Annotated in this window: 10 protein-coding genes and 1 pseudogene; 8 read left to right on the top strand and 3 right to left on the bottom strand. The window is 52.9% G+C overall.

The window, feature by feature from the left end; genetic code table 11:
• The first annotated feature begins 55 nt into the window (after nucleotides 1-55).
• The 6 genes from ONB24_01700 (at nucleotide 56) to ONB24_01675 (ending at nucleotide 9,721) form a co-directional block, all read left to right on the top strand.
• On the top strand, nucleotides 56-1,690 hold the full coding sequence (locus tag ONB24_01700) for an arylsulfatase (GenBank protein ID MDZ7314814.1): 1,635 nt from the start codon (nucleotides 56-58) through the stop codon (nucleotides 1,688-1,690).
• A gap of 95 nt (nucleotides 1,691-1,785) precedes the next feature.
• On the top strand, nucleotides 1,786-4,395 hold the full coding sequence (locus tag ONB24_01695) for a carbohydrate binding family 9 domain-containing protein (protein ID MDZ7314813.1): 2,610 nt from the start codon (nucleotides 1,786-1,788) through the stop codon (nucleotides 4,393-4,395).
• Nucleotides 4,396-4,517: 122 nt separating this feature from the next.
• Nucleotides 4,518-5,126, top strand: coding sequence for a class I SAM-dependent methyltransferase (locus ONB24_01690; GenBank protein ID MDZ7314812.1), 609 nt, complete (start codon nucleotides 4,518-4,520; stop codon nucleotides 5,124-5,126).
• 8 nt (nucleotides 5,127-5,134) lie between these two features.
• Complete coding sequence (locus ONB24_01685; protein ID MDZ7314811.1) at nucleotides 5,135-6,757, top strand: hypothetical protein; 1,623 nt, start codon at nucleotides 5,135-5,137, stop codon at nucleotides 6,755-6,757.
• A gap of 88 nt (nucleotides 6,758-6,845) precedes the next feature.
• Entirely contained in the window at nucleotides 6,846-8,159 is a 1,314-nt protein-coding gene (locus ONB24_01680; GenBank protein MDZ7314810.1) for a multiheme c-type cytochrome, read from the top strand.
• 68 nt (nucleotides 8,160-8,227) lie between these two features.
• A complete protein-coding gene (locus ONB24_01675) occupies nucleotides 8,228-9,721 on the top strand; it encodes a NapC/NirT family cytochrome c (protein MDZ7314809.1) in 1,494 nt (497 codons plus the stop codon).
• On the opposite strand, the gene ONB24_01670 is transcribed toward ONB24_01675, so the two are convergent.
• The 3 genes and pseudogenes from ONB24_01670 to ONB24_01660 all read right to left on the bottom strand — a co-directional run bounded on the left by ONB24_01670 (nucleotide 9,641) and on the right by ONB24_01660 (nucleotide 10,406).
• Nucleotides 9,641-9,895: a hypothetical protein gene (locus tag ONB24_01670; protein ID MDZ7314808.1), complete on the bottom strand. Its 255-nt coding sequence runs from the start codon at nucleotides 9,893-9,895 to the stop codon at nucleotides 9,641-9,643. The two genes, ONB24_01675 and ONB24_01670, sit on opposite strands and share 81 nt — an antisense overlap.
• 62 nt (nucleotides 9,896-9,957) lie before the next feature.
• Nucleotides 9,958-10,080: a hypothetical protein gene (locus tag ONB24_01665; protein ID MDZ7314807.1), complete on the bottom strand. Its 123-nt coding sequence runs from the start codon at nucleotides 10,078-10,080 to the stop codon at nucleotides 9,958-9,960.
• A gap of 32 nt (nucleotides 10,081-10,112) precedes the next feature.
• Nucleotides 10,113-10,406: pseudogene (locus ONB24_01660) on the bottom strand (nucleotidyltransferase family protein).
• Between the two features lie 91 nt (nucleotides 10,407-10,497).
• Here ONB24_01660 and ONB24_01655 point away from each other — a divergent pair.
• Both ONB24_01655 and ONB24_01650 read left to right on the top strand, forming a co-directional pair.
• Entirely contained in the window at nucleotides 10,498-10,821 is a 324-nt protein-coding gene (locus tag ONB24_01655) for a nitrous oxide-stimulated promoter family protein (protein MDZ7314806.1), read from the top strand.
• A 107-nt stretch (nucleotides 10,822-10,928) separates the two neighbouring features.
• Nucleotides 10,929-12,158, top strand: a complete 1,230-nt coding sequence (locus ONB24_01650) for a DUF438 domain-containing protein (protein MDZ7314805.1) — start codon at nucleotides 10,929-10,931, stop codon at nucleotides 12,156-12,158.
• Nucleotides 12,159-12,160: the final 2 nt, after the last annotated feature.

Below are 12,160 nucleotides of genomic sequence, written 5' to 3'. Positions count from 1 at the left end.
CGCCCACTTCCGCCGCCGCAGACCGGCGAATGTTCTTCTCATTCTGGCCGACGATATGGGCTGGGGGGATCTTTCGCTGCACGGTAATCGACTGCTGTCCACGCCGAACATCGATCGAATCGCCCAGGAAGGCGCTCAGTTTGAATACTTTTACGTTTCCCCATACTGTTCTCCGACGCGCGCTAGTCTGCTCACCGGCCGTCATGCTCTTAAAACCGGAGTTCACGGCATCACCCGCGGCGAAGAAACTATGCGCAGCAGCGAGGTGACGTTGGCGGAAATCCTGCGCCAAAATCACTATGCGACCGGCTGTTTCGGCAAATGGCACAACGGCGCACACTATCCCCAAGATGCGAACGGCCAGGGTTTTGAGGAATTCGTCGGCTTTAACGGCGGCCATTTGAACAACTATTTCGATCCCTTGCTGCTGCGCAACGGTCGGGAATTTCGCGCGTCAGGTTATATTACCCGTTTTCTCACCGATCAAGCGATCCGCTTTATCGAACGTAACCACGGACGGCCGTTCTTTTGTTATCTTGCCTACAATGTCCCTCACAGTCCCTTTCAAGTGCCGGATGCCTATTTCGACAAATTCAAAGCAGTCGGCTTGGACGACGAGACCGCATGCGTCTACGGGATGTGCGCACATCTCGATGAGGAAATAGGCCGCATCCTGCGCCGGCTGGATGAACTCGATTTGGCGCAGGAGACCCTTGTGGTCTTTCTCAGCGACAACGGACCGAACACTCGGCGCTTTAACGGCGGCATGCGCGGCTTAAAAGGGAGTCCTTACGAAGGCGGCTCCCGCGTGCCCTGCTTTATCCGCAAGCCCGGACAAATCGAGGCCGGGCTCAAGCTGCGGCCGATTGCCGCGCACTATGACCTGCTGCCCACGCTGATCGATCTCCTCGAACTGCCGCGCCCGAACACGCTGCCGCTCGACGGCATCAGCTTCGCTCCGTTGCTGATGGGCCAAAACCAGCCTTTGCCGGATCGCATGCTTTTCGACTACTGGCCGCCTTACGGTTCGGTGCGGACCAACCGTCATCGACTTATCGTCGGATCCGATCATCTTGAGCTTTACGATCTTTTCCAAGATCCGCAGGAAGAGCACGACATCGCTGCAGGCAATCCGGCGATGGTCGAGTCGCTCTTTGCCTCCTACGAGGAATGGTGGGAAACCGTTATACAAAACGGCTTAGAGCCGATACCCATTGAAATCGGCCACAGTGGCCGACCTGAAGTAGTCTTGCACGCTCACGAAGCACATCTTTTTCCGGAGAACGGCGCCGGAATCCGTTTCGCCGGCAATACCGGCTGGGCAAACGATTATATCACCGACTGGAGCAGTCTCAAAGCCTACGCGGAGTGGCCCATCGTTGTAGTGAGAGACGGTGTCTATGAGGTGTCGATCGACTATCGCTGCGAAGCAGCCGCCATCGGCGTCGAATTTTACCTGGAAGCGTTCAAACAGCGGCTTGCCGGAGTCATCCGCCAAGCCTATGCACCGCCGCCGATTCCCTCGCCGGACCGCGTGCCGCGCAAGGAAGTCTTTGAACAACAATGGCGGCGACTTACCGTCGGCAAAATGCGCCTGGAACAAGGCCGGACAGCCCTTCGCCTGCGGCTTTTGCGCCTGCCGAATGCCGAAGCACCGGAAATCAAAGCAGTGCACATCAAGCGTTGTTGATTTGCCAAATTTACCTTTCTTTACTCCAGCCTCTGCACAACATTTCGTATTTTTTGCACATAAGGTCTCCCGTGCACAAACTGGAACTGTGAAGTATGATTAGAAAAAGTCTTTTTCTGCTCATCGGTGCATCATCGTTCATTCTGGCAAACACCTCCGGAATCGATACAACTGTATACCGAAACGAAGCCGGAAAACGCATCTACCTGGCGCAGCGCCTGACCTCCGCGCCGCCGAACATCGACGGACGGTTGGATGATCCGTGTTGGCAGAATGAAGGCGTTTGGTCCGGCGGTTTTCGCCAACAAATCCCCCGCGAAGGCGCCGAGCCTTCGGCCAAAACCGCCGTAAAAATTCTTTACGATAACCGCAACGTTTACGTTGCCGTCCGCGCCTTCGACGATATGAAGCTGGTCGACCGCCATCGCGGCCGTCGCGACGAGTTCTCCGGCGACCTGGTCGGCGTCTGTTTCGACAGCTACTATGATCATCGCACCGGCTTTGAATTCGATCTTACAGCGGGCGGCAGCAAAATCGATCTCATCCTGACCAACGAAGGATGGGATACCAGCTGGGATGCCGTATGGGACGGCAAAACCGCTTACGAAGACAGCGCCTGGACGGCCGAGTTTCGCATTCCTCTCAGTCAACTGCGTTATGCTAACCGGTCCGAGCAGGTGTGGGGACTGCACGTTTGGCGCTGGATCAACAGGCTTCAGGAGGAGGATCAATGGGCGCTCATTCCGCGCGACACGCCCGGCCGCATGTACGACATCGGTGAGCTGCACGGCATTCGCGATCTGCCCAAAAGCCGCCGCATCGAACTGCTCCCCTATGCACGAATGCAGAACAGACGGCATCCTCTCGAAGCGGGGAATCCGTTTACCGGCAGCCGCAACGAGTCGACCTTCGGCGCCGATGCCAAACTCGGCCTCTCCAGCGATTTTACCATGGACGTTACCCTCAATCCCGATTTCGGCCAGGTGGAGGCCGACCCGGCGGTGCTGAATCTGACGGTATTTGAGACCTATTTCGAAGAAAAGCGTCCCTTCTTTTTGGAAGGCAAGACGATTTTCGATTTCGAGCTGGAAAATAACCAACTTTTTTATTCACGGCGCATCGGCCATGCTCCAAGCCGGACTCCGATGTTGAGCATAGGGCAGTATGCCGACATTCCCGGCAACACCTCCATCCTCGGCGCCGCCAAAATCTCCGGCAAATCGAAAGACGGCCTTTCCGTCGGCATTCTGGAAAGCCTGACGCGCAAAGAATTTGCTCGAATCGCAGAGGGCGATCGACGCTTTTCGGAACCCGTCGAACCGCTGACCAACTATTTCGTCGGCAGAGTGCAGAAGGATTACAACGGCAGCAATACGATTTTCGGCGGCATGCTCACGGCCGTTAACCGCAGGATCGAGGATCAGTCGTTGAAATTTTTGCCGCGGGAGGCCTATACAGGCGGTTTGGATCTACGGCATTATTGGCAAAATAAGACCTACTTTATCGACGCCAAGGCAGTTTTCAGCACAGTTCAGGGAAGCACTACAGCCTTAACAAGCCTGCAGACCGCATCCTCCCGGTACTTTCAGCGGCCGGACGCCGATCATGTCGAGCTCGATACGACGCTTACCCAGCTGAACGGTCACGGCGGGTCAATTGCGGTCGGCAAAGGCGCCAACGGCAATTGGCGCTGGCGGGCAGGGGTAAATTGGCGGAGTCCCGGCTTGGAGCTGAACGACCTCGGATTTATGTCCGAGGCGGACCTAATTAATATAGGCGGTGAAATAGGATATGTGGAGAATCGGCCGCAGGGCATCTTTCGCACCTACACCATCGAAGGCGGATACGATCAAAGTCTGAATTTCGGCCGCGAGCTGCTTTCCAGAAGATTCATGCTTTCCTTGGAAAGCGAGTTCAGCAATAAATGGAATCTGTTCTGGAACGTCTATCGCGAAAACGATCAACTCGATCCCCGCCTCCTGCGCGGCGGTCCGGCTGTTCGCGTGCAGGGATGGGTGCATACGATGGTCAATCTTTCTACCGACCGCTCAAAAATGCTCAGCGCCGGACTTCGTCTGCACACCCATCGCCATGATGACGGAATTACCAAGACGTTGGATATCGGCCCGTTCGTCAATTGGAAGGTCAGCAACCGCATAAGGCTGCAAAGCAATATCTCGCTATCGGACAACATCAATGCCCTGCAATACGTAACAGCGCTGGACAACGGCGATGCCACGACATACATCCTCGGCGAGCTGGCGCGTAAAACCGCCGGCATGACGCTTCGTCTCGATATATCCTTGTCTCCCGAGTTCACATTGCAGTATTATGCGAATCCCTACATTTCGGTCGGCAGTTATCAGAATTTCAAGCGCATCGTAGCGCCGCGCGCCGACGATTACAACCGGCTTTATCACGTTTACGGCAAAGATGAGCTCGACTTCGCCGACGGCAAATACACTATTAAAGAGAACGGTGCTTTTTTCTACAACCCCGATTTCAGTTTTCGCGAGCTGCGGTCGAATTTTGTCGCACGCTGGGAGTTCCATCCCGGCTCGACGCTCTATTTTGTATGGACGCACGGCCGCAGCAGTTATGAAAACATCCTTTCTCCATCCTTCGAGAATGGTTTTTCTTCGCTGCTCGATGCGTCGGCGCAAAACATCTATTTGGTCAAGCTTAATTATTGGTTTTCGATTTGAACAAGTTTATATTTCAAACCAGAGGTTGAAATCAATGTGCCTTTTACTATAGGAAATCGCTTGTTCTCTTGCCGAATATAAAGGCCGGCGAGTCCTGTTCGCAAAAACAACCCTGAGGAATCATGATTAAACGCTTGATCGACAGCATGGCCGCCAATCCGGCCTTATTTATCTTCCTGCGCAGGATTTTAGAAAACGACTTCCAAGGCGAAAAGCAGGTGTTGAAACAAGAACTCGGTCTGCCTAACGGCAAGGTTCTGGACATCGGTTGCGGAACCGGCGAGCTCTCAGTTCTCTTTCCTCCCGATCGGTATGTCGGCATCGACATTTCGCCGGCCTATATCGAGTTTGCACGCCATCATTATGCGGCCGAGTTTCACGTGATGGATGCAACGGCCTTGAATTTTGCGGATGGGACATTCGGATCGGCGGTGATCGTCGGCGTGCTGCATCATCTCAATGATGAATTGAGTCGGGCCCTGTTGAGAGAAGCAGGGCGCGTGTTGGCGTCGGGCGGGAGGTTGGTGCTGCTGGAAGACGTTGTTTTGGCAAAAGGCACTCATCCGATCGGGCGTCTGATTCATTTACTCGACAAAGGTGACCATATTCGTCCCGCTGCGGAGTATAAAAAGCTGTTGCCGGACTCGCTCGTCATCCAAAAAGAGTATCTGATGCGCAGCGGCGTTTGCGATTACATTGTGCTGGTCATCGAAAAGAAATCAGCATGCTGACAAGAAGCATGAAAACACTGCCCCGAAAACACCTGCCGCTTTTTGTACTGCTGGCCATCGCTTTTCTCTATTTACTTCCGCATGTCAATCACTTTTATGTTCCGGCAAGCGATTTTTTCGACATTGACGAGAAAGCCAAGCTCCTCCAATCGTTTTCCTGGCCGAAAGATTTTAAACGGCCGCCGCTTTTTCCTTTATTGACCGCTCTCCTGGCAGCGCCGTTTGCCGGCAAATACGCAGTCCTTTATGTTGCCGAGCTGTTGACGCTTGCCTCTGCTTTAGGCGCGTTGTTCTTTCTTTACCGAATCTCTGAACGGCTTATCGGCAATGCAGCTTTTTGGATCGCCTGGCTGTGGATTATCCATCCCTCTACGCTGTTGATGGCCGTCAAACCCAAGCCGGACATGGCGGCGCTTTTTTGCATCCTCTGGGCGTTCGACTGGTATCTGCAGGGTAACAAGAAGGCCTTCTTCCCGGCGTCGCTGGCGACGCTCCTTCGGTATGAGGGCGCAGTGGCCATTGCGGCGTTCTTTACAGCCGATTTCTTGTTTTCGCGGCAAAAGCTGCGTTCTTTTCTCCTTTCCATTCTTTCCGGCTCGTTTATTGTCATTTGGACGCTCCTGCACTCCGGCGGCGGTGAAGGAGCCGGCTATGGAGATTACTTTGAAGGGTTACGGGTAAATTTCGATTTTCTGAAGGATTTTGCCGAACAGCTGCTAGAGATCATACCGTTACCGTTAAAACTCACGTCAACCATCTCCGTGCTCGTCGGATTGTTCGGCTTTTATAGAATATTTCGCGTTTCCAGACAAGCCGTCGCATCTTTGACGGTCTATGCGGCAGGATTCATCGCCATGCACCTCATCTGGCCGTTCCCAAGCCGCGATTATGGGGTGTTGGGTGTATGGGTTTTTATTCTTTTTATTATCGCCGGTATCCTGACGATTGTTGAAAAAGCGGCTGCCTCCCGCCGCTCATCACTTCGCATTGACGTCAAGGTTATCCGCCTAGTTGCCGCGGCAACGTTCGTCGCCGTCATCTTTTTATTTATCCGTCAACGCCTTGTTTTCCATCCATTGGCCGTTGTCGGTTTTGTACTCGTCGCAGCTTTATATTTAAGCGGGAAAGAGTCTGTCTTTCATAGCAGGGCGGCACTGATGACTCTGACGGCGGCTTTTATCGTCGCCAGCTTCAGTCTGTCATTATCGAAAAAGACCTTTGAAAAAATTAAAATCGAAAAAGCAGAGTACCGATTGGTCGGCGAATGGTTCGAAAAACATCGTCTGCCGGGTGAAAAGATGGCCGTCGACCAGCCTGCCATCGTCAGCTATTTTACCTCCTTGGACAAGGCCAATGACTTTATCCGTTTGGTGGATTTGCCGAAGGTCGATCCGGACAGCCTCGCCGAATGGTTGTGTGAAAATCGTGCGGCCTACATCGTTTGGTTTACCAGTCAAAAGATGCCGCAAAATCCGGATGCGTGGACGCGATGGAAATTTCAGAATCGCGGCTGGCAAACGGTCGCGTTTTTGGAAGGCCGAAATGCTCACCCTGCTTTCCTTTTGGCCGATTCGGTAGGCAGCGGCAAGTCTCGTGCTTTTATTTTTCGGCTCAATTGCGGCATAAAATAAGCTCTTTTCTTGATCTATATCAATTCACCAGCCGACAAGTATTTTTAAATTTTCCAAAAATCGCACACCTTTTGAAAGGAGGCCGCTCATGTTTAGAGTGATTGCTTGCCTCGCTGTGTCACTGGTGTTTTGCGAAGCCGTGGCGGCTCAGACCCCTGCCGGCGCTTGTATGACGTGCCACAAGCTTGAAACCCCCGGCCTCTACCGCCAATGGTTCAATTCATCGCATGCTCTGCACAAAGTGACCTGTGTCGATTGTCACGGCGCCTCAAGCAAAGATCCGGAGGCCTTTGAGCATTACGGTTCCTGGGTATCCGTGCTGGTGACGCCGAAGGATTGCGGCCGCTGTCACTCTTTAGAAGCCGAGCAGGTCGCGCGCTCGCACCACGCCAAAGCGGGTCAGATTTTAGAATCCAACGACGCCTATCTGGCGCATGTGGCGGGAGGCAATCCGGCTGCCATTCAAGGATGCGAAAGCTGTCACGGCGCCAAAATGATGGTCGATAAGCGTCAGAAGAACCGGCTTTCGTCCAAAACCTGGCCGAACTCCGGCATCGGCCGCATTAACCCGGACGGCTCCCTTGGCTCCTGCAATGCATGTCATTCGCGTCACTCTTTTTCCAAGGCGCAGGCCCGCCAACCTGAATCGTGTTCCAAATGTCACCTCGGCCCGGATCATCCGCAAAAAGAGGTTTATGAAGAATCCAAGCACGGCAATGCCTATTACACGCACATCGATGAGATGAATCTCAAAGCCGATCGCTGGATCGTCGGCGTCGACTATTTTGAAGCGCCGACCTGCGCCACCTGCCACATGTCGGCTACAGCCGCGCAGCCGGTAACCCACGATGTCGGCGCTCGAATTTCTTGGACATTGAGGCCGATTCTTTCGACCAAATTGGAAAATTGGCAGAAAAAACGAGACGCAATGAAGGATGTGTGTTCAGCTTGTCACGGCAGCGCTTTTGTCGACGGTCATTACTATCAATACGATGCCCTGGTTAAACTCTATAATGAAAAATTTGCCAAGCCTGCCGCCGAAATTATGAATCTGCTGCAGAAAAAGAAGCTGTTGGAAAGACCTGCCTCGTTCTCCAACAAGATCGAATGGACGTTTTGGGAGCTTTGGCATCATGAAGGCCGACGTGCACGACACGGCGCAAGCATGATGGGGCCGGATTACACCTGGTGGCACGGCATTTATGAGGTGGCGCAGCATTTCTATTTCAAATTCCTTTCCGAAGCTTCAGCCTATCAAGATGCCGACGTCGATGCCTATATCGAAAAGTTGCTGAAAGACCCGATGCACGCCTGGTTGAACAGTCCGACGGATCAGCTCAAGGCAAAAATTCGCTCCGGTGAGATGCAAAAGGTTTATGAAAAGCTTTTTGAGGGCGACTAATTGTTCGGATCATTGAAGGGCTGAAAAAAGCCTCAGCGGCCGCGCAATCTTGAAAGGAAAGTGGTCTGATGAGCCTATGGCAGAAATATAAAAACTTTATCCGCGGCGTTTCGGTTAATCGAATCGGCAAAACGGGTGTTGTACTGACCACGGCTGTGGTCATCACCTTTTTCGTCTTTGAAGCCGCTCAAACCGTCGGCCTCATTCGGAATGCCTATCTGGGACTCCTGACCTATCTTGCTTTTCCCGTGCTGTTCATCGTCGGTCTCATCCTTATCCCCATCGGCTGGGCGAAGCTCAAAAAAGAGACCGGCAAAAGCACCCAAGAACTGCTCAATCAGCAGTTCGAGCCGGATGAACTCAAGCCGGGGCTGCTCGGCTCGTCAATTGTTCGGACGATAGCAGTCTTTACGCTGCTCAACGTCGTCATCTTGACGACGGCAAGTCTGCGCATGCTGCATTTTATGGATTCAGCCTATTTTTGCGGCACTGCCTGCCATACCGTAATGAATCCCGAATGGATGACCTACCAAAGGTCGCCGCATGCGCGCGTGCCGTGTGTCGAATGCCACGTCGGTGAGGGCGTGAATGCGCTGATCAAGTCCAAACTCAACGGCGTGCGGCAAATGTACTTGGCTGCCTTCCGCATCTATAACACGCCGATTCCGACGCCGGTGCATCAACTGCGCCCGGCGCGCGAAACCTGCGAACACTGCCATTGGCCGGAAAAATTTTACGGTCAAAGGTTGAAAACCATCATCAGCTATGCCATGGACAGCCTGTCGACGCCGCGCTATACGACGCTCAATATCAAGATCGATGCCGGCGGTCCAGGCCATCCGCCCGGAGCACATTGGCATGTCGGCGCAAAAAATCAGGTGATCTACACTTCGGAAGACGACAAGCGGCTGACGATGATCGAGGTGAGTGCCCGGCAGGCGGACGGCTCGACGCACGTCTATCGCAACCGCCGATTCAACCGCCCGACCGGCGAATCCAAGCCGCGGGTTATGGACTGCGTCGACTGCCATAACCGCGCCACTCACATTTACCAGGAAGCCGAGGCCGTCGTCGACGAATCAATCCGTCGCGGCCTGCTCGATCCGGCTCTGCCCTTTATCAAAAAGGAGGCGTTGGGCGCGCTGTCGGCCAATTATCCCTCGCAGGAGGCAGCACAAAAGGGCATCGCCGATCGCCTATACAATACTTACAAGCGCCGTTACACCGAGGCGGCACAAAAACATTCGGATGCCTTGACCCAGGCGGTGACGGTACTGCAGGAGGCCTATGCCACTTACATTCATCCTCAGATGAAGATCACTTGGGGAACCTATCCCAGCCACATCGGCCATAAGCGCAGACTCGGCTGCTTTCGCTGCCACAATGCCGACATGATCGATGAAAAGGGAATAAGTATCGCTCATGACTGCACCCTGTGTCACTCCATCTTGGCAATGGAGAGCCCTGAGCGTTTCGAATTCTTAAGCGAACCGAACAAAGGGATGCGCGAAGCGCAGATGCATCAGTATTTGCGGGAAGAGTTTTTTAAGAGCAAGTTTTAGCGCAATAAAACGGATTGGCTTATTCAAAGCTTTTCGTGGGATTGGAAACATCTCCATTAGGGTGCTTTCGAGAGTATCCCGAGCAAATGTGCTTTGACTATTGGCAAGCGACACAGTATTCCAAACCACTTCCAAGTCGATGCCGAAATATTGATAAATCAACATGTCCCGCATTCCTGCCATTTCTTTCCACGGCAGCTCGGGGTGAGCATCGCGAATGGTCTGTGGTATGTTTTTCACGATTCGCCGACAATCTTCAATGCGCGGATGACCGGAAATTTCGTCTTGTCATCTTGAGCAAAATCATGGAAATCCATTCCTTGAACAAACTGCTCGACTTTCAAAACGGCATCAAGCATGTCCTCGAGGTAAACGATGTAATCGCGGTCGATCACAGCATAACGACCTGTCGAAGGATGATTTCCTTAAGTCGTGGCTTTAATGCCGAAGTCATGACCAAATCGACGCGCATGTTCAGCAATTCGGAAAGGCGATTTTCCAGCTCGATATACTTGATCAACGAAGGCTTTTGACGAAAGGAAACCAAAAGATCGACATCGCTCAGCGGCGTTTGCTCGTTTCATACAAATGATCCGAAAACGCCCAGAGATTAGAGGTGATAGTCTTTGGTCAGACGCGGCATCTCGGCGCGCAACAGTTGTTTGATTTCCCATAGAGTTTTCATGATATAACATCCTGATATTTTTCGTCATTTTCAAGCATTCTTTATTAGCAAGGGCATTGCACACATGAGGCAAACTGCAAGTACGAAAATCATGAAGAAAAGCAGACGACGCCTTCGTCGAGAAAAACGTACCGTCCTTGCCATGATTTCGATCTATTGCCGCGCCTATCATGGCGGCAAGTCCTTATGCGACGATTGCCGAGAACTTGCCGACTATACCGAGCGCCGCATCGACGCCTGCCCCTACCGTTCAGACAAGCCCGCCTGCGTCAACTGCCCGACGCATTGCTACAAGCCGGCCATGCGCGAGCGCATTCGCGCGGTCATGCGCTACGCCGGTCCGCGTATGTTTTTTCGGCACCCTCTGCTGACTTTGCTCCACATGCTGGACCGCCGAAAAAGTCAGCGGTTTTGAAAAAGAAGCCTAAATCGCACCATTAAGCTGCTTTTTCTTGACCCGCGTCAATACACTCAGTTCTTCTTCATCGTATCTTTTTCTGTCTAAAAAAGAGAGGATAGACCATGAGTGAATTGATCAATAATACCGAAAAACGCAAGCAGCTGCTCAAACATATGATTCTCAAGCTGCACGAGGGTGAGTCCGCCGAAGCGGTGCGGGCACAGTTGCAGGAAATGCTCGGGCAGGTCCCCTATGGCGAAGTCGTCGAAGTGGAGCAGGAGTTGATCTCCGAAGGACTGCCGGTCGAAGAGGTGCTGAAGCTGTGCGACGTCCATTCGCAGGCTTTGAAAGGCGTGGTAACCGAGACCAAGATGAGCACTGTTCCCCCCGGTCATCCGGTGCATACGTTTATTCAGGAAAACCGCGCGCTGCAGCTGGAGATCGCACAGTTGGAGTCGCTTTTCCGCAAAACTAAGGAACTGAACGCCACAGAACTGCTCAACAGCTTTAAAGTGCATTTCAACCGTCTCAGCGACGTCGATAAACATTATCGCCGCAAAGAAAACCTGGTTTTCCCCTATCTCGAGAAACTCGGCATTACCGGTCCTCCGGTGGTGATGTGGGGTAAACACGACGAGGTGCGCGATCTGCTCAAGGCAGCGCATGAAGCACTGAATGCGCCGGGAGAAATTACCCTCTCAGACATCGAGTCGATGATCGAATTCATCCTCAAACCCGCGACGGCGGCACTCGAAGAAATGATTTACAAAGAGGAACAGATACTGTTCCCCATGTGCCTGGAGCGCTTTACGGATGGCGACTGGCAGCAGATTGACCGCGACTCGCTCGAGATTGGTTTTTGCCTCTATGATCCGCAGGTCAAATGGCATCCTGAAGGCGTTGTCGAGCCGGTTGAAGAAAAGCTGGTTGGCGAACGCATTCAATTGCCCAGCGGAAGCATGACCGTGGAAGAGCTGACCGTTATGTTGAACACCCTGCCTGTGGATATTACTTTTGTCGACAAGGACGACAAGGTCAAATATTTTTCGCAAGGCAAACACCGCATCTTTGACCGTAATCGCTCGATCCTCAACCGCGACGTGCGCATGTGCCACCCGCCCTCCAGCGTACATGTCGTCGAACAGATTCTCAATGATTTCAAGAGCGGCAAAGAAAGCCGCGCACCGTTTTGGATTCAGATGGGCGGTCGTTTTATTCATATTGAATACTTTGCGCTGCGAAATGAGAAAGGTGAGTATTTGGGCACGCTGGAAGTTTCGCAAGACCTGACGGCCTTAAGGGCTCTGCAGGGCGAGCAAAGACTGCTCTCATATGCAAAAGATGAGGCGTAATC

The organism is candidate division KSB1 bacterium (assembly GCA_034505495.1).
In the GTDB taxonomy this organism is placed as follows: Bacteria; Zhuqueibacterota; Zhuqueibacteria; order Residuimicrobiales; family Krinioviventaceae; genus Fontimicrobium_A.
This window is presented reverse-complemented; position numbering and strand designations above follow the sequence as displayed.

Excerpts from the sequence above, each read along its gene's own strand:
- ONB24_01700 (MDZ7314814.1), top strand. The coding sequence starts at position 56 with ATGGGCTGGGGGGATCTTTCGCTGCACGGTAATCGACTGCTGTCCACG.
- ONB24_01695 (MDZ7314813.1), top strand. The coding sequence starts at position 1,786 with ATGATTAGAAAAAGTCTTTTTCTGCTCATCGGTGCATCATCGTTCATT.
- ONB24_01690 (MDZ7314812.1), top strand. The coding sequence starts at position 4,518 with ATGATTAAACGCTTGATCGACAGCATGGCCGCCAATCCGGCCTTATTT.
- ONB24_01685 (MDZ7314811.1), top strand. The coding sequence starts at position 5,135 with ATGAAAACACTGCCCCGAAAACACCTGCCGCTTTTTGTACTGCTGGCC.
- ONB24_01680 (MDZ7314810.1), top strand. The coding sequence starts at position 6,846 with ATGTTTAGAGTGATTGCTTGCCTCGCTGTGTCACTGGTGTTTTGCGAA.
- ONB24_01675 (MDZ7314809.1), top strand. The coding sequence starts at position 8,228 with ATGAGCCTATGGCAGAAATATAAAAACTTTATCCGCGGCGTTTCGGTT.
- ONB24_01670 (MDZ7314808.1), bottom strand. The coding sequence starts at position 9,895 with ATGCGGGACATGTTGATTTATCAATATTTCGGCATCGACTTGGAAGTG.
- ONB24_01665 (MDZ7314807.1), bottom strand. The coding sequence starts at position 10,080 with ATGCTTGATGCCGTTTTGAAAGTCGAGCAGTTTGTTCAAGGAATGGAT.
- ONB24_01655 (MDZ7314806.1), top strand. The coding sequence starts at position 10,498 with ATGAAGAAAAGCAGACGACGCCTTCGTCGAGAAAAACGTACCGTCCTT.
- ONB24_01650 (MDZ7314805.1), top strand. The coding sequence starts at position 10,929 with ATGAGTGAATTGATCAATAATACCGAAAAACGCAAGCAGCTGCTCAAA.